We start from the raw sequence: 16,834 nt of genomic DNA, 5'->3' as shown, positions 1-16,834 counted from the left end.
TACGCTGGGCCGGTGAGTGTCGAGTACGCGCAGGAGCACGTGGACGTCGACGGCGCCCGGATCGGGGTGCAGGTCTATCCGGAGCCGGCCGGTCCGCCCGGCGCGCCGGTGGTGGTGATCTGGCCGGCCATGGGCGTCCGGGCCCGCTACTACCGGCCGTTCGCCGCCGCGCTGCGCGAGGCCGGGCTCGCGGTGATCGTGGCGGATCTGCGCGGCACCGGGGAGAGCACCCCCGCCCCGGCCCGCACCTGCCGGTACGGCTACGCCGAGCTGGCCGGCGACGTCGGCGCGGTGCTCGACGCGCTCAAGCCCCGGCTGGACGGCCGGGTCCGGGTGCTGCTCGGGCACTCCCTCGGCGGGCAGGTCGCGGTGTTGCACCAGGCCCTGCACGACGCCGGCCGGGTGGACGGGCTGGCGCTGGTGGCGGTGGGCCTGCCATGGTGGCGGCGGTTTCCCGGGCGGCGCGGCTGGGGTGTGCTGCCGTACACCCAGGGCATCGCGGCGGTGGCCCGGCTGCTCGGCGTCTGGCCCGGCTGGGGCTTCGGCGGCCGGCAGGCGCGCGGCGTGATCCGCGACTGGGCGCACACCGCCCGCACCGGGCGCTTCCCGGCGCTCGACGGGGTCGACGCGGAGGCCGCCGTGCGGCGGATCCGGACACCGGTGCTCGCGGTGAGCGTCGACGACGACCAGTACACGCCGCACGACACGCTCGACCACCTCTGCGACAAGCTGGCCGGCGCGCCGGTCACCCGGCACCGCTACACCGTCGCCGAGGCGGGCGCCGCGCTCGACCACTTCACCTGGGTCCGGGCGGCGACGCCGCTCGCCGCCCGGGTGGCCGCGTTCGCCGCCGCGCTGCCGACCCGCGTCCCGGGGGCGTGAGCGGGACCAGGACGGGTATGCCGCACCGCCCGAACACGGCGGAGGGGGATCAGATGTCCGAACGGCACACCACGTTGCGCTCGATGCACGACCTGGGCCTGGCGGCCTGGTTCGGCGGCTCCCTGATGGGAGCGCTCGGCGTCAACGGCGCAGCGGCACGAATCGACGACACGACCCAGCGGCTGCCGGTGGCCTCGGCCGGCTGGTCGCGGTGGACCCCGGTGAACGCGGCGGCGATCGGCGCGCACCTGGCCGGCGCGGTCGGCGAGCTGGTCACCGAGACCCCACGGATGGCCCGGCAGTCCGGCGTGGGCAAGGCGAGCGCGGTGAAGACCGCGCTCACCGTCGGCGCGCTGGCGGTGACCGGGTACAGCAAGCTCGTCGGCATGCGCCTGGAACGGGCGGGCGGGCCACCCGTCGACGGGATCACCCAGCCGAACCACCACACCCCGGCGAACGTCGCCGCCAGCCAGCGGCAGATGAAGATGCTCCAGTGGGCGATCCCGGCGCTGACCGGCGCGCTGGTCGTGGTGACGGCGTACATGAGCGAACAGCAGAAGCCGACCCAGGTGTTCCGCGGCATGCTCGATCGCGCCGGCGGGCTGATGTCCGCGCCGAAGACGGTCGGCAAGGTGGCCGCGATGGGCGCGGCCAAGCGTCACCTGGCCGGAGCCGCCCGCTGACCACCGCGTGGCCGGCGGCCCACATCGGGGTGGGGCGCCGGCCACGCGGTGCCCGTGCCCGGGGGCCGGCGCCGTCCCCGGCAGGGCACCCTCAGGCGCGTGCGGTGGCGGGAACCGCACCGAGAAGCGCGGCGAGGCGGGCGGCGTCCCGCTGGGCCTGGTCGCCGCAGCAGTTGTTCATCAGCACGTGCAGCTCGGCGCACGTGCCGGCCAGCTCGCGCAGCAGCACGGACCAGTGCCGCAGCTCCCGCTCGCCGTAGGCGTAGCGGAACCGCTCCTGCTTGTCGCCGCTCTCCCAGGCGTCGCTGTGCCCGTGGAACCGGACCACCGCGAGGTCGGTGGTGGCGACCAGGATCGGCGGCACCGAGGAGGCGTGCCCCTGCGGCATGTCCACACAGCCGTAGCCGAGCCCGTTCTCGCGCAGGAACGTCACGGTGTCGACCACGGCGTCCTCGGCGAACCAGGAGGAGTGTCGCAGCTCGACGGTGACCGGGACGGGCCGGCACCGCCGCGCGGCGTCCAGGATCCGGCGCCGGGCCGCGTCGCCGCGGGCCAGCCAGGGCGGGAACTGCAACAACACCGCGCCGAGCCGGTCGGCCGCCGCGAGCGGCGCCAGCGCCGCGTGGAACCGGTCCCACAACTCGTCGTACGCCCCGGCGGACAGGTCCCGCCAGCGGATCCGGCTCGGGCCCCCCGCCGGTCGCAGGTCCTTCGGCAGCGCCTCGACCGGGGTGTGGTGGCCGGTGAAGAGCCGGAACGCCTTGACGTCGAAGGTGAAGCCCGACGGGGTCGCGTCCGCCCAGACCGCGGTGGTCTCCGGCGCCGGCACGGCATAGTACGAGGTGTCCACCTCGACCAGTCCGAAGTGCTCGGCATACCAGCCCAGCCGGCCGGCCGGGGTGTTGGTCCCGCGTGGATACCAGCCGGAGCGGACCAGCATCTGGTCGGCCCACGAGGACGTGCCCACCTTGATGACACCCATGTCATTCAGTTCACCCCGAACCGGACGAACCGGCAACCGGAGGCGTCGATGCGTCTTCGCGGTTCCGGCGCTCGGGCGTGGGGCGCCGGAAGTGTCGGGGCGGAGTCGTACCGTGGCCCGTGGCTGTCGATCGAAAGGACGAGCGCATGGACGTCACCGACCAGACTCTCAGCGGCGAGCGGGCCGACCTGCTCGCCGCCCTGCGCCGGCACCGCGGCTTCCTCCGTCAGACCGTGGCGGGGCTCGACGACGAGCGGGCGGCGCGCCGCAGCACGGCCAGCGAGCTGTGCCTGGGTGGGCTCGTCAAGCACGTGGCCACCACCGAGCGCGGTTGGATGCGCTTCGCGGTCGGCGGCACCGAGGCGATGCGCAGCGAGCCGGTCGACTGGGCCGGCCAGTTCCGGATGGTCGAGGGCGAGACCCTGACCGGGCTGCTCGCCGAGTTCGACCGGGTGGCCGCCGCGACGGACGAGTTGGTCGCCACGCTCGACCTGGACGTCTCACACCCGCTGCCCGACGACCCGTGGTTCCCGCCGGGCGCCGTCTGGACGGTCCGCCGGGTGCTGTTGCACCTGATCGCTGAGATCTCCCAGCACGCCGGCCACGCCGACATCCTCCGCGAGTCGATCGACGGCGCGAAGACCATGGGCTGACGGTCGGGGCGAGGGCGTGACCGGGCTCACCCGGTTCGGTGGCGCCGGCGTGTGACGCCGCGGCAGGTGGCGGCGCTGAGGGTCACGAGATGGACGCAGCCCGCCTGGACCAGGAAACCGTCGAGCGACTGCTCGCCGGCACGTCCGGCGGCCCCGAGTCCGCTGCGCCCCGCGCCCTCGTGCGGCTCCTCGACACCGTCCGGACCGTACCCGGCTCCGGGGAACTCGACGGTGAGGCGGCGGCGGTCGCGGCGTACCGGGCGGCGCGGGCGACGACCCCGATCGTCGGACGGTTCACCGCCGGGCTGCTCGGCGCGAAACTCGCCGTCGCCACCCTGGCCGCGACGCTCACCGGTGGCGTCGCGCTGGCCGCCGTGACCGGAAACCTGCCCGGGGGCATCGGGGTCGACGCGCCACCGGCGACGCCCGGCACCAGCGCCGCGCCCACCACGGGCACCACCCCCACGACCGTCCCCATGCCCACCGCCGCCACCACGCGCACGGCGCACCCGAGCCACCCGGCCGGCACCGGCCCCACCGCCACGGCGGCCGACCCGTCCGCACCGGCCGGGCTCTGCGTGGCGTACCGGGCCGTCGCCGAGGGCGAGCGGGGCCGGGCCCTGGACGCTCCGGCCTTCGCCGGACTGGTCGCTGCCGCCGGCGGCCGGGACCGGGTGCCCGGCTACTGCGCCGGCCTGCTCGCCGGCGCCGGTCCGCCGGCGCCGGCCGGCCCGCCGTCGGGCGCCGGTCGGACCGGCCATCGGACCAGCCGGCCCGCCGAACCACCGACCGGGGGCGCACCCACCCCGGACGCCGCCGGCCCACCGACCGACGCCGGCACCGGTGCCGCCGGTCCCGTGCCCAGCGCCGCTCGATCGTCGGCCGGCACCCGGTCCGACGCCGCCGGACCTCCCGACAGCCCGAATCCCACACTCGAACGACCGGCCGCGCCCTGATCCGAACCGGCTGGTAACTTGCCCCGGTGACCCCCCGGCGTCGCCGACCGGCGATCCTCCTCCGCCTGGCCGTGGTGCTCGCCGTGCTGGCCGGCATCGTGCTCACCGCGCTCGGCCCGGCCACCGTGACCGGGCTGCTGCCATACTTCACGATCCAGAGCAACGTGGCCGTCGGCGTCCTCGCCGGCTACGCCGCCTGGTGCGCGGCGCGCGACCGGCCGGAGCCGCCGAGCGCCCTCAAGGGTGCGGTGACGCTCTACATCACCATCACCGGCACGGTCTACCACCTGGTGCTGGCCAACCCGGCGAGCCCGTTCGCCATGGTCCAGCCGCACCGGGAGCCGGGCGAGTGGTGGGGCAACCAACTCCTGCACACGGTGGTGCCGCTGCTCGCCGTGGCCGACTGGGCGCTGTTCGACCGGCGCGGCCGGCTGCGCCCCCGGTACGCCGCCTGGTGGCTGGCCTTCCCACTGGCCTACCTCGGGTTCGCGCTGGTACGCGGGCTCGTCGTGCACCGCTACCCGTACCCGTTCCTGGACGCCGGGCAGCTCGGTTACGACGGCGTCGGGCTCAGCGCGCTCGGGTTCGCCGCCGTGTTCTGGCTGTTGGGCCTGCTCTTCGTGGGTGTCGACCGGCTGCTCGCCCGGACGTCCCGGGCCGCCCCGCCGCCGGCTCCCGGGGCGACCGGACCGGCGACCCGGGAGCCAAGCGGCACCGGCTCCGGCTGAGCGGGCGCGGTCAGGCGGCGTGCCGGTCCGCTCCCCCGCCGGTGCGCAGCCGTCGACGACTGCCGCGCTCCCGGCCGTACGAGTCGGCCCGGCCCCACCGGCCCGGGACGTCGAGCAGCTCGATCTTTCCGTAGCCGGCGGGGATCGCCGGGTCCACCAGCAGGTTGTCCCCGCACGGGCGCAGGCCCAGCATGGTCGCGAGCAGCATCAGCAGGCCGCCGGAGGCCCACGACTGCGGTCGACCCGCCGTCGGAAGCTGGACCGGGTACCTGGTGAGCCGGCGCGGGTAGCCGGCGATCACCTCCGGCACCGACCCGCCGAGCGTCTCCGCCGCGGCGAGCACACCGGCGGCGACCTCGGCGGCCTCCGCGTCGTAGCCGTATCGGCGCAGACCGGCCGCGACGAGCGCGTTGTCCGAGGGCCACACCGCGCCGAGGTGCGCGCCGACCGGGTTGTACGGCCGTTGCCCCTCCGCGTAGGTGCGCACTCCCCAGCCGGAGAAGAGGTCCGGCCCGCACAGGTGGGCGGCGAGCGAGTCGGCCCGCTCGGGTGTGACGATGCCGCTCCAGAGGAGGTGTCCGAGCGCGGAGGTGAGCGCGTCGACGGGCTCCCCGTCCGGGGTGATGGCCAGCGCGTAGTAGCCCCGGTTCGGCAGCCAGAAGTCCCGGTCGAACCGCTCCCGCAGCCGCGCCGCGTCGGCCTCCAGCCGCTGCGCGTACTCCGGGTCGTTCCAGATCTCCCGGGCCAGCCGGGCGCCCCGGATCCGCGCGTCGTACGCGTACCCCTGTAGTTCGCAGGTGGCCCGCGGGAACGGCGGCACGACGCCGTGCCGATCGACGATCGCCTCCGGCGAGTTGCGCCAGGTCTGGTTGGCCACCCCGTTCGTCGTGTTGCGCGGTTGGTAGCGCAGGTAGCCGTCGCCGTACGGGTCGCCGTACTCGGTCAGCCAGTCCAGCGCCATCCGGGCCGGGTGGCGCAGTTGCCGGACCAGGTCGGCGTCGCCGGTCCAGCGTTCGTACTCGTCGAGCAGGACGACGAAGAGCGGGGTGGTGTCCGCCGCGCCGTAGTAGAGCGCGGTGGGCTCCTCGTCGAACGCGGCCCGCTCGCCGTACCGCAGTTCGCCGAGGATCTTGCCGGGTTCCTCGTCGTGGTAGTCGTCGAGCTGGCTGCCCTGCGTGAACGCGAGCATCCGCAGCGTCGGCGGCGTCAGCTCGGGCGTGAACGGCAGCGTCTCCAGGCAGGTGACCAGCGCGTCCCGGCCGTACAGGGTCATCGCCCAGGGCAGCCCGCCGACCGGCACCCGCTCGGCGAACGCGAGCGGGGTGTAGCGCAGCGCGGCCAGGTCGGCCAGGGCCTGCCGGTAGGCGGCGGCCAGGGGCGCGCGGTCGGCGACCAACTGCGGCGCCTGGTCGAACCACCGGGCCAGGTCGTCGGCCATGCTCTGCCGGACCTGTTGGCGGTGGGCCTCGATGTCGGTCCGCAGGTCGTGTTCGCCGGCGCCCTGGATGACCATGTCCACGTGCAGGTCGGTGCGCCAGAAGCCGTTCGGCTCGATCCGGAGCCGGAAGGTCATCCCTCGGGAGTCGACCTCGACCGGGGCGGTGCTGGAGACCACCGTCTCCCGGGTGAACCGTTCGCGCTGGTAGCGGATCCGCAGCTCGCGGCGCTCCGGGTCGGCGGTGGTGGCCGGACGGCGCGGGCCGGGCTGATGGATCTCGGCGGTGTCGGCGAAGTCGCTGCCGATCTCCATCCGCACCGTGAACTCGGCCGGTTCGGCGGAGTGGTTCAGCACCGTGATCTCCTCGTGGAACGACTCGCCGAGGGAGCGGTACCGGATCACCGAGACGTCGGCGTCCACATAGTGGCTGGCGGCGCCGGGCACCAGCACGAAGCGGGTCTCGAAGTAGCTCAGGTCGTCCCGGGACAGCGCGTGCAACCGCTCGCCGTCGATCGTGAGGATCCAGCGGGACAGGAACCGGGTGTCGAAGGAGAACAGACCGATCGGGGCGCACGGCTCGGACTCCATGTCGCCCTGCGCGTCGCCCATGGCAAAGGCGTTGCCGGCGAGGACGGAGACGAGTTCCTGCTTCATCGCGCCGCCAGCCGGTGCGGGGAGGCGACGACGTCCCGGGGATGCCGGGCGCCCGGCGGGCCGGGGAAGATGCGGCGCAACATCGTCAACAGTCGCAGGTTGCCCTGCCCGCTGATGTCGTTGCGCAGGATCGCCGCGGCCAGGTGCAGACGGCCCGTGGCGATCCGGTCGAACACCTCGCGGTCGGCCCGGATCACCAGGTCCGCCGCCTCGGCCGAGCGGGACACCTCGACCTCCTGGCGGTCGATGGTCAGATACCAGTGCTCGGTCCGGCCGCTCTCTCCCAGGTCCAGGCGGATCGTGCCGGAGGTGGTCTCGGGCAGCCCGGGGTGATGGCCGGCCGCTCCCCGGGCCAGGTGCTCCGCGGCGGAGGCGCTCATCGGTCCCTCCCTCATCCGTGGCGGCGGACTCCGCCCGAGGCGCTGGGTTCCCACCGCGCGGGTCGGTCCAACTCACCCGTTCCGGGTGAGACGGGCCGGCGCAGCGGGTACCGGCAGGGCCATGTCGATGACCGGGGACGCCGCCACCGACCGGGTGCTGCTGGCGCTGCTGACCATGCAGCGGGAGTCGTGGGAGCAGGGGCTCCTCGGGCAGGCGCTCCTGGACCTGGGCCTGCCCGAGATGGCGACGCTCGTCGCCGACGCCGCGGTGACCCGGCAGCGGCCGGACGGCCGTCTCGGTGAGCTGGCCGGCTCGGTGGGCGCGGTGAACGGCGCCGCGTGCGGCGAGGTGGTCCGGCACGCGGCGGTCACCACCGGGGAGCCGAGGTACGCCGCCGCTCTGGCCGCGCAGCTCGACTGGTTGACGCGCCGGGTGCCCCGGGCCGCCGACGGCACCCTGTTCCACCTGCTCGGCGGGCGTCAGGTGTGGGCCGACACGGTCTACATGGTGGTGCCGCTGCTCGCGCTGACCGGCCGGACGGAGCAGGCCGCCGCGCAGGTGGCGGGCCACCGGCTCCGGTTGCACGACACGCGCACCGGCCTGTACGCGGCCCGCTGGGACGACGACCGGGGCGAGCTGGACCGGCCGGGACCGTGGGGCACCGGCAACGGCTGGGTGGTCGCCGGGATCGCCCGGGCGTTGCGGCTCGCGCCGCGGTGGCCGGCGGGGACGCGCGCCGAGCTGGCCGGGCACGTGGAGGAGGTGTTGACGGCCTGCCTGAGACACCGCACCGACGACGGCCTCTTCCCCGACGTGCTCGACGACCCCGGCACGTTCCGCGAGGCCAACACCGCCCAACTGCTCGGGTACGCGGCGCTGACCGGGGTGGCCGACGGCTGGCTGCCGTCGTCGTGGCTCGACACCGGGGCGGAATTGCTCGCCGCCGCCGGTCGACGGGTGGACCGGCACGGCCGGGTGACCGGCGTCAGCGGGGCGCCGGAGTTCGCCGGGCCGGGCACCTCGCCCGAGGCGCAGTCCTGTCACCTGCTCGGGCGGGCCGCGCTGGGCCGCGCCCGGGCGGCGGTCAACCCCGGCGGATGAGCCCGCGCACGTACGCCGCCTGCCCGACGTGCTGAAGGTCGTCGTCGAGCACGCTCACCAGTCGTACGCCGAGCGTGACCGGCGGGTCCCAGCTCTCGTCCACCACCCGGTCCAGATCGCCCGGACCGAGCCCGCGCAGGTATGCCAGGCTCCGCTCCACCACCGCCCGGTGGTAGTCGAGCAGCACGCCGCCGTCCTCCGGCCGCACCGCGGCGATCTGCCCGGGGCCGTGACCGTAGCCGGTGTCGTCGGGGTCGGGGCGCAGGCCGCACCGCCCCGCCCAGTCGCCGGTGGCCCAGAGTTGCTTCTCGCCGAGCAGGTCCGCCACGTGATGGTCCTGGATCCGGGTCAGGTGCCAGATCAACCAGCCGACCGGGTTCGCCCCGTCGGCCGGGGCCTGCCGAAGCTGCTCCGGGTCGAGCCCGTCGAGCGCGCCGGCGACCAGGTCCGGCAGCCGCCCGTACGCCTCGGTCAGCAGGTCGCTCACGTCCACCGTGCCTCACTCCCCCACCGTCTCGTTGCCGTCCCGGGTGCAGTACCGCCGAGCGCGTCCGGCAAACCTCGCCGCCGAGAGTGACCGAAGGGCCGTGCCCCTGCCGCAGGTTTCGCACCATCTGCGACCGCCTGTGGCGGTCCGCACCGAATCGGCGCAAGCTAGTAAAGGAGCAGCTCAGAGCCTATCTGGTCACCCGAAGACGTGCGGCTGGAGCGCGTAGGCGCACGCCGAAGGAGATCGTCATGGCCGCACCCGTGATCCGTTCCGTCACCGCCGAGCAGACCGTCCTGACACCCGGGCAGTCGACCACCGTACGGGTCGACGCCTACCATCCCGACTCGCGACTGCTGACCCTCCCCGGCCGGGTCAGCGACCCCACCGGGGCCGCCTGGGACTGCCCGGTCCGGCTGGACCTGAGCGTGCCGCTGACCGTGCAACTCGGCAGCGCGTCACCGGGTGTGACCGTCACGCCCGCCGACGCCGACCCGACCCGCTTCACGGTCGGCGTGCTGGCCGGCCCGGGCACGGTGACGCTCACCGCGACCGCCCGGGACGGCGCGGGGCGCGCCGGCACCGGCAGCGCCACCCTGACGGTGCCACTGCTGGTCGGCATGTCCGCCGAGAAGGGGGCGCGGACCCGGCGGATCGTCGCCGACTATCCGGGCATCCGCTACATGCGTGACTACGGCACCGACGGCCCGGACCCGGACGCGCTGCCGGAGCTGCCCCCGCTGAACGCCGGGAAGTTCGCCGACGCGCCGTCGGCCGTCATGCACGTCTCCTGGAAGGACGACGTCGAGCAACTGGCGGGCTGGCTCGACGAGGTGCGTCGGCCGATCTACCTGACCTGGTACCACGAGCCGATGGGCGACGTGACGCCGGCGACCTACCGGGCCACCGCCGCTCGGGTGAGCCAGATCGTGGCCGCGCACCCCCAGCGGCGTTGGGTGCTGGGGCACGGCCCGATCGTCACCCGTTACTGGCTGGACGAGGGGCGCGGCAACCCGACCGACTGGGTCTACCCGGGCATGACGCACTACGGGGTCGACTGCTACTCGCAGGACACGGCCGCGTACTGGCCCGCCTCCCGGATGTTCGGGGTGGCCTTCGGCAAGGTGCGCGCCGCCGTCCCCGGCGTCCGGCTGCTGGTGCCCGAGTACGGGTTGAGCCGGACCACCGCCGACACCACGGGCGCGGGCCGGGCCCAGGCGCTCCGGGATCACGTCACCTGGCTGCGGCAACAGCACGACGTGGACGCGATCGCGTACTGGAACAACTCGACGGGCGTGCCGTTGGGCGACCCGCCGTTGGAGTCGACCGCCTGGCGCGATCTCCAGCTCGGCTGGGCTTAGAATGACCCGATGGGGCGGAGCAGGTGACGAGCGTGGCTGCGGCGGGCCACGCCTGCCTCGCCTACGACGACCCGGCCACGTGGCGCGCCCGCACGGTCGAACAGGTCACCGTCGGTCTCGCGGCCGGCGAGCGGGTCTGGGTGGTGGGCCCGGAGGAGCTCGGCGCCGTGACCCGGCGGCTGGGCGCCGTCCCCGGCTTCGACGCCGCGTTGGGTCGCGGCACGGTGCGACTGTTCACGACCGGCGAGGCATACCGGCACGACCGGGCCGTCGACCCTCGGCGACAGGTCCGGGCGTACGCGCGGGCCACCGCCGAGGCGCTGGCCGCCGGCCACACCGGCCTGCGGGTGGTGGCCGACGCGACCGACCTGGTCCGCGACGCCGCCCGGCGCGACGCGTTCGCCCGCTACGAGCACCACATCGACCGCTGGATGCGGCACCGGCCGATGTCGGCGGTGTGCGCCTACGACCGCCGGGCGCTCGGCGACGCGGCGGTCGCCGAGCTGGCCTGCCTGCACCCGGAGGGCAACGCCGACGTGCCGTTCCGGCTGCACGCCGGCGACGGTGACGCGGTGGTGGCGCTCGGGGGCGAGCTGGACTCGACCCACCACGCGCTCTTCACCGCCGCGCTGGACCGGGCCGACCCGCGACCGGTCGCCGGGCGGCTCGTCGTCGACGCGACCGACCTGCGCTTCGTCGACCACCGCGCGCTTCTGCGCCTGCGCGACCATGCCCGCCGGCACCACGCCGCCGTGGTGCTGCGCACCCGCCGCCCGGCCGTGGCCCGGCTGGTCGGGCTGCTGGGCCTGACCGAGATACGGGTGGAGGTGCTCCGATGAGGACCGGTGCGGCGGCCGGGCACGTGGGCTACTTCCACGAGGCGATCCTCTACGACTCCGACGAGCACCTGCTGGCTGTGGTGCTGCCGTTCCTGACCGGCGGCGTCGAGGCCGGTGAGCCCACCGTGGTGGGCCTCGGCGCCCGCAACGCCGACCTGGTGCGCCGGGCGTTGCCGGCCGGCGCCGGGGTCACGTTCCTGCCCGGCGGGGACGTCTACGCCCGGCCCACCGCGGCGATCCGCGCCTACCGGGAACTGCTCGCCGGGCACGTGGCGGCGGGCGCGACGCAGATCCGGATCGTCGGCGAACTGCCGCCGGTGATGTTCGGCGCGACCTGGGACTGGTGGGCCCGCTACGAGTCGGCGATAAACCACGCCTACGACGAGTTCCCGCTCTGGAGCATGTGCGCGTACGACCGGCGGGTCGCGCCGCCGCACGTGCTGGCCGACGTGGCGCGCACCCATCCCCGGATCGCCGGGCCGGACGACGCCCACGAGCCGACAGGCGTCTACACCGAACCGGTCAGCTACCTGGCCGAGCACCGCCCGGCCCCGCTCGACCCGCTCCAGCACACCACGCCCGCGGTCGACCTCACCGATCCGACGCCGGCGCGCGCCCGGGAAGCGGTACGCTCCGCCGACCGCCACCTGCTCCCGCCCGACGGCGTCGACGACCTGGTGATGGCCGTCAGCGAGGTGGTGTGCAACGCGCTGCGGCACGGGACGACGCCGGTGCGCATGCGGGTGTGGTGCGCGGCGGACCGGATCGTGGTGACCGTCCACGATCGGGGTCCCGGCCCCAAGGACCCGTACGCCGGTCTGCTGCCGGCGGGCGACGGCAGCGAGGGCGGCCTGGGGCTCTGGATCACCCACCAGAGTTGCGACCACGTGACCTCGCACCGCGACGCCGACGGTTTCACCATCCGACTGACGGCGGGGAATCCCCACTTCCCGGTCTGACCGACCGACCAACCGGCGGTCCCGGGGCGGGGCGGGGTCAACGGCGCGCGCGGACACGGTAGCGTAGCGCCTCATCGTGCCCCGCGGCCCGGCGCTGGCGAACCCACGGAGGATGGCGCATGTCCAACGGTGAGGAACCGTTCGCACCCCACGACGACGTGTCCGCGCGGCCACGGTTCGACCCGGCCCTGCGCGGTTACGACAAACGGCAGGTCGACAGGTACGTCGAGCAGATGGACGGTGAGGTCAGCTCGTTGACCGCCGCCCGGGACCGGGCGTACGCGCAGGTCCGCGAGTTGACCGCGCAGATGCAGCGGGCGCAGGCCGAGGCGGTCGAGCTGCGCGACCGCCCGACGCCTGTCGACCGGGCGTCCTTCCGGGACCTCGGCCCGATGGTCGACCAGATCCTCGACCTGGCCGAGAAGCAGGCCGGCCAGATCACCGAGATGGCCACCAAGCGCGCCGAGGACGTCCACGCGCAGGCGGAGAAGGTGCTGGCCACGGCCCAGGAGCAGGCCGCCCGGGACCGGCGCGAGCTGGACGAGGAGCTGTCCACCCGCCGGGCCGAACAGGAGCGCGCGGACGAGGAGCGGCGGGCCGCCGCGCAGGCGGAGCTGACCGCCGCGCGGGAGCTGGCGGAGAAGCTGCGCACCGAGGGTCAGGCCGTGCACGACCGGGCCCAGCAGGAGGCGAAGCGGATCACTGAGCAGAGCACCCAGCAGGTCGAGCAGGCGCGGTCGGCGTCCGAGGCGCTGGTGAAGGCCGCGCGCACCCAGATCCAGCAGGAGGTGCAGGCCAACCGGAGCAAGGCGCAGCAGGAGCTGGCCCAGTGGCAGGCCACCATGGCCCGCGAGCTGGACGAGCGGCGGGCCGCCGCCGAGCAGGAGCTGGCCGACCGGGCCACCGCCGCCGAGCGGGACATCGCCGCGCTTGTCGCCGAGGCCCAGCAGTACGCGACCGAGGTGCGTGAGCGGGCCGACGAGGAGAACGCCGCGCACCAGGAGCAGCTCACCGGCGTGCAGCGGGAGATCCAGCAGCGGCAGGAGGCGTTGGCCCAGCTCAAGACCGAGATGGAGACCGTCGGCCAGCAGTTGGAGGAGACCCGCGGCGAGATCACCGCGATCGAGCGGGCCGGCGCGGAGCTGGAGGAGCGGCTGGTCGGCGTACGCCGGGACCTGGCCGCCGAGACCAGACGGCTGGACGAGGCGCGGCGCGCGGCGGACCTGGCGGAGCAGCACGCCAAGGAGACCCGGGCCCGGGTGCAGCGGGAGGCCAAGCGGGTGGCCGACCTGGCCGCGGCGGCGGTGATGGCGGCGGCTGCGGGTGGCGGCGAGACCGCCGAGTACCCGCAGGTGCTCGCGCGCCCGGCCGCTTCCGTGCCGGCGGTGGCCGAGCCGGCACCCGACGCCGGGCGGACGGACGCCGGGCGGCCCGACGCCGAACGGGCCGACAACGAGCGGGCCGAGTCCGAGCGGGCGGAGTCCGAGCGGGGCGAGGCCGACCGGCCGAGCGCCGAGCCGTTCATCGAACGGCTGGACGGGCCGAGCTTCGACGCGTTCGCGGTGCGCACGCCGGCGCCGCGCCCCGTGCCCGACGAGGAGACGGACGTCCGCACCCCAGCCTGAGGTGTAAGGAGGGGCCCCTTTTTAACACACGTGTGTTAAAAAGGGGCCCCTCCTTACCGAGCCGGCGTGCTTGCCACCTGCCTTTGCCATATGCAAATATGTGGATCAATGGCGGCCTTAGCCCGGGGGTTGATGAGCATGCGCAAGGCGTCCTCGATCGGCGCGGCGGTCGTCCTGACCGTCGCCGCGGCGGGTGTCGCGGTGGTGGGCGCGGGCGCACCGGCGAGCGCGAGCTGCAGCCACTCCCACTCCAACGTGGACAACAAGTTCGGCCAGCTCTTCAACGCCACGAACGTCAACATCCGCACCGGTCCGCACACGAGCTGCGGGTCGCTCGGCTACGGCCAGCTCTCGCACGGCGTCGACTTCCACTGCTTCGCCAGCGGCGACCGGGTCAGCGCCAACGGGCGCACCACCTACACCTGGACCTACCTGAAGGACACCACGACCGGGGTGTCCGGCTGGGCCGCCGACGCGCTGCTCGACAACCTCGGCGCCAACGTCGCCTGCTGACCGGCCCGCCCGACGGGTGCCGGGCGGGCAGAATCACCTGGCATGACCGGAACCGTCCTCCACCCGCCCGTCGAGCCGTACGCCACCCACCGCATCCCGGTCGGCGACGGTCACGTCCTGCACGTGGAGGAGGTGGGGCGGCCGGACGGCGTACCCGTGGTGTTCCTGCACGGCGGGCCCGGCGGCGGCCTGGTGCCGGCGGCGCGGCGGTTCTTCGATCCCCGGCGCTACCGGGCGGTGCTGTTCGACCAGCGCGGCGCGGGCCGCAGCACCCCGTTCGGCGAGCTACGGGCCAACACCACCTGGCACCTGGTGGCCGACCTGGAGACGATCCGGCAGCGCCTGGGCATCGAGTCGTGGCTGGTCTTCGGCGGGTCGTGGGGGGTCACCCTCGGCCTGGCGTACGCGCAGACCCACCCGGACCGGGTGACCGGCCTGGTGCTGCGCGGTGTGCTGCTGCTGCGGCGCAGCGAGCGGGACTGGTTCTACCAGGGCGGCCTGCGCCACCTCCAGCCCGAGGAGTGGGAGCGGTTCGTCGCCCCGGTCCCGCCGGCCGAGCGCGGTGACGTGCTGGCCGCCTACCACAGCCGGTTGCACGGCCCGGACGTCGACGAGGCCCGGGCGTACGCCCGCGCCTGGGGACGGTGGGAGGCGGTGAACTCGTCGCTGCGGCCCGACCCGGAGGCGCTCGCCCATTTCACCGACGACGAGCGGGCGCTGCCGATCGCCCGGATCCTGTCGCACTACGCGGTGCACGGCGGCTTTCTCGCCGAGGGTCAACTGCTCGACGGGGTGGACCGGATCCGGCACCTGCCCGCCGTGATCGTCAACGGCCGGTACGACCTGTGCTGCCCGCCGGTGTCCGCGTACGACCTGGCCCGCCGGTGGCCGGAGGCGGAGCTGCGGATCGTGCCGGACGCCGGTCACTCGGCGGCCGAGCCGGGCATCGCCGGGGAGTTGCTGCGCGCCGTCGACCGGGTCGCCGATCCGACCGGTTGACCGGGCTCCACGCCTGGCCTTCCGGGAGCGCCACTGGCAAGATCGACGGGGTGACGGCTGGGCTGTACGCGGTCAGCGACCTCCACGTGTCGTACGCGGAGAACCGCGCGGTGGTGGACGGGCTGCGACCGGAGACGGCCGACGACTGGCTGATCGTGGCCGGTGACGTCGGCGAGGCCTTCGCCGACATCGAACGCACCCTGCGCGACCTGCGCGACCGGTTCGCCCGGGTGATCTGGGCGCCCGGCAACCACGAGCTGTGGACGCACCCGGCCGACCCGGTGACGTTGCGCGGGGTGGCGCGCTACGAGGCGCTCGTCGCCATGTGCCGCGACCTGGACGTGCTCACCCCGGAGGACGACTACCCGGTGTGGCGGGGCGCAGGCGGGCCGGTCACCGTGGCGCCGCTGTTCCTGCTCTACGACTACTCCTTCCGGGCGCCCGGGACGACGACGAAGGAGGAGTCGCTGCGCGTGGCGTACGCCTCCGGCGTGGTGTGCACCGACGAGATGCTGCTGCATCCCGACCCGTACCCGGATCGGGAGTCGTGGTGCTGGGCGCGGCTGGCCGCGACCGAGCGGCGGCTGGCCGCCGCGGACCCGGCGTTGCCCACGGTGCTGGTCAGCCACTGGCCGCTGGTCCGCCAGCCCACCGACGTGCTCTGGTATCCGGAGTTCGCCCAGTGGTGCGGCACCGACCGCACCGCCGACTGGCACGTGCGGCACCGGGCCGCCGTCGCGGTCTACGGCCACCTGCACATCCCCCGCACCACCCACTACGACGGGGTGCGGTTCGAGGAGGTGTCGCTCGGCTACCCGCGGGAGTGGGGTCGCCGGGGCGGTGACCCCCGGCCGATGCGGCGGATCCTCGGCGGTGCCGGGTGATCGAGGCGCTGCTGCCGGCGGCGGCGGTGGCCGTCGAGGCGTTCACCGACGTGCCCGGCGAGACGCCGTACCCCGGGGAGGAGGACCTGGTAGCCCGCGCGGTCGAGGGTCGCCGCCGGGAGTTCGTCACCGCCCGTCGCTGCGCCCGGGAGGCGCTGGGCCGGCTCGGGTACGCGCCGGCGCCGATCCTCCCCGGCCCGCGCCGGGAGCCGGTATGGCCGTCCGGGGTGGTGGGGAGCATCACCCACTGCGCCGGCTACCGGGCGGCGGTGGTGGCGCGGGCCGCCGCGCTGGCCGGGTTGGGCGTCGACGCCGAGCCGCACGGGCCGCTGCCCGACGGTGTGGCCGAGGCGGTCACCACCGCCGGGGAGCCGGCGCACCTGGCCGCGCTGCGCGCCGCCGACCCCGCGACGCACTGGGACCGGCTGCTGTTCAGCGCCAAGGAGTCCGTCTACAAGGCGTGGTACCCGTTGACCGGCCGCTGGCTCGGGTTCGAGGACGCGGCGTTGACCATCGCTCCGGGCGGCCGGTTCGCCGCCCGGATCCTTGTCGACGGCGCCCGGGCCGACGGCGGGCCGCCGCTGCGCGTGCTCGACGGTCGATGGCTGGTCGCCGGTGGGCTGGTGGTGACCGCCGTGGTCGTGCCGCACCCCGGCGACCCGTCCGGGTGATCCGTGTTTGTCCTCCTCCGCCACGGGTAGGGCCCTGA

18 protein-coding genes are annotated in these 16,834 nt (G+C 74.9%); 14 read left to right on the top strand and 4 right to left on the bottom strand.

The genetic code is table 11. The features are described from left to right. Nucleotides 1-12: 12 nt before the first annotated feature. Nucleotides 13-882, top strand: coding sequence for an alpha/beta fold hydrolase (locus O7619_RS13770; RefSeq protein ID WP_282288150.1), 870 nt, complete (start codon nt 13-15; stop codon nt 880-882). 53 nt (nt 883-935) lie between these two features. Further along, entirely contained in the window at nt 936-1,565 is a 630-nt protein-coding gene (locus O7619_RS13765; RefSeq protein WP_282288149.1) for a hypothetical protein, read from the top strand. Nucleotides 1,566-1,656: 91 nt separating this feature from the next. On the opposite strand, the gene O7619_RS13760 is transcribed toward O7619_RS13765, so the two are convergent. Continuing rightward, the gene (locus O7619_RS13760; protein ID WP_282288147.1) at nt 1,657-2,547 is read right to left on the bottom strand and encodes a DUF72 domain-containing protein; all 891 of its coding nucleotides are present in this window, start codon (nt 2,545-2,547) and stop codon (nt 1,657-1,659) included. A 146-nt stretch (nt 2,548-2,693) separates the two neighbouring features. Between O7619_RS13760 and O7619_RS13755 the strand changes: the two genes are divergently transcribed. From O7619_RS13755 to O7619_RS13745, 3 genes are all read left to right on the top strand, one after another. Then, nucleotides 2,694-3,200, top strand: coding sequence for a DinB family protein (locus O7619_RS13755; protein ID WP_282288146.1), 507 nt, complete (start codon nt 2,694-2,696; stop codon nt 3,198-3,200). Nucleotides 3,201-3,289: 89 nt separating this feature from the next. Then, nucleotides 3,290-4,156 (top strand): hypothetical protein, encoded by an 867-nt coding sequence (locus O7619_RS13750; protein WP_282288144.1) that lies wholly within the window; start codon nt 3,290-3,292, stop codon nt 4,154-4,156. 26 nt (nt 4,157-4,182) lie between these two features. Beyond that, the gene (locus O7619_RS13745) at nt 4,183-4,884 is read left to right on the top strand and encodes a Pr6Pr family membrane protein (RefSeq protein ID WP_282288143.1); all 702 of its coding nucleotides are present in this window, start codon (nt 4,183-4,185) and stop codon (nt 4,882-4,884) included. A gap of 10 nt (nt 4,885-4,894) precedes the next feature. On the opposite strand, the gene O7619_RS13740 is transcribed toward O7619_RS13745, so the two are convergent. Both O7619_RS13740 and O7619_RS13735 read right to left on the bottom strand, forming a co-directional pair. Continuing rightward, complete coding sequence (locus tag O7619_RS13740; protein ID WP_282288142.1) at nt 4,895-6,976, bottom strand: glycogen debranching N-terminal domain-containing protein; 2,082 nt, start codon at nt 6,974-6,976, stop codon at nt 4,895-4,897. Further along, complete coding sequence (locus tag O7619_RS13735; RefSeq protein WP_282288141.1) at nt 6,973-7,356, bottom strand: SCP2 sterol-binding domain-containing protein; 384 nt, start codon at nt 7,354-7,356, stop codon at nt 6,973-6,975. Before O7619_RS13735 ends, O7619_RS13740 begins: the two co-directional genes overlap by 4 nt. A gap of 121 nt (nt 7,357-7,477) precedes the next feature. Here O7619_RS13735 and O7619_RS13730 point away from each other — a divergent pair, with 121 nt between their 5' ends. Then, nucleotides 7,478-8,458 (top strand): glycoside hydrolase family 88 protein, encoded by a 981-nt coding sequence (locus tag O7619_RS13730; protein WP_282288140.1) that lies wholly within the window; start codon nt 7,478-7,480, stop codon nt 8,456-8,458. Here the strand turns inward: O7619_RS13730 and O7619_RS13725 are convergent. After that, nucleotides 8,442-8,951 carry a DinB family protein gene (locus tag O7619_RS13725; RefSeq protein WP_282288138.1) on the bottom strand — a complete coding sequence of 170 codons (510 nt, stop codon included), beginning with the start codon at nt 8,949-8,951 and terminating at the stop codon, nt 8,442-8,444. The two genes, O7619_RS13730 and O7619_RS13725, sit on opposite strands and share 17 nt — an antisense overlap. 245 nt (nt 8,952-9,196) lie before the next feature. Here O7619_RS13725 and O7619_RS13720 point away from each other — a divergent pair, with 245 nt between their 5' ends. The 8 genes from O7619_RS13720 to O7619_RS13685 all read left to right on the top strand — a co-directional run bounded on the left by O7619_RS13720 (nt 9,197) and on the right by O7619_RS13685 (nt 16,796). Beyond that, entirely contained in the window at nt 9,197-10,306 is a 1,110-nt protein-coding gene (locus O7619_RS13720; RefSeq protein ID WP_282288136.1) for a hypothetical protein, read from the top strand. A gap of 32 nt (nt 10,307-10,338) precedes the next feature. Next, a complete protein-coding gene (locus tag O7619_RS13715; protein WP_282288134.1) occupies nt 10,339-11,145 on the top strand; it encodes an MEDS domain-containing protein in 807 nt (268 codons plus the stop codon). Next, the gene (locus O7619_RS13710; RefSeq protein ID WP_282288133.1) at nt 11,142-12,104 is read left to right on the top strand and encodes a sensor histidine kinase; all 963 of its coding nucleotides are present in this window, start codon (nt 11,142-11,144) and stop codon (nt 12,102-12,104) included. The genes O7619_RS13715 and O7619_RS13710 overlap by 4 nt, the downstream gene beginning before the upstream one ends. A 119-nt stretch (nt 12,105-12,223) precedes the next feature. Further along, nucleotides 12,224-13,729, top strand: coding sequence for a hypothetical protein (locus tag O7619_RS13705; RefSeq protein ID WP_282288132.1), 1,506 nt, complete (start codon nt 12,224-12,226; stop codon nt 13,727-13,729). Nucleotides 13,730-13,861: 132 nt separating this feature from the next. Continuing rightward, nucleotides 13,862-14,242: a hypothetical protein gene (locus tag O7619_RS13700; protein WP_282288131.1), complete on the top strand. Its 381-nt coding sequence runs from the start codon at nt 13,862-13,864 to the stop codon at nt 14,240-14,242. Nucleotides 14,243-14,284: 42 nt separating this feature from the next. Beyond that, on the top strand, nt 14,285-15,241 hold the full coding sequence (gene pip, locus O7619_RS13695; protein WP_282288130.1) for a prolyl aminopeptidase: 957 nt from the start codon (nt 14,285-14,287) through the stop codon (nt 15,239-15,241). A 50-nt stretch (nt 15,242-15,291) separates the two neighbouring features. Then, nucleotides 15,292-16,125 (top strand): metallophosphoesterase, encoded by an 834-nt coding sequence (locus tag O7619_RS13690; RefSeq protein ID WP_282288128.1) that lies wholly within the window; start codon nt 15,292-15,294, stop codon nt 16,123-16,125. Next, nucleotides 16,122-16,796, top strand: coding sequence for a 4'-phosphopantetheinyl transferase superfamily protein (locus tag O7619_RS13685; RefSeq protein WP_282288127.1), 675 nt, complete (start codon nt 16,122-16,124; stop codon nt 16,794-16,796). Before O7619_RS13690 ends, O7619_RS13685 begins: the two co-directional genes overlap by 4 nt. The last annotated feature ends 38 nt before the right edge of the window (nt 16,797-16,834 follow it).

Origin of the sequence: Micromonospora sp. WMMD998 (assembly GCF_029581235.1) — a bacterium.
Taxonomy (GTDB): Bacteria; Actinomycetota; Actinomycetes; order Mycobacteriales; family Micromonosporaceae; genus Micromonospora.
This window is presented reverse-complemented; position numbering and strand designations above follow the sequence as displayed.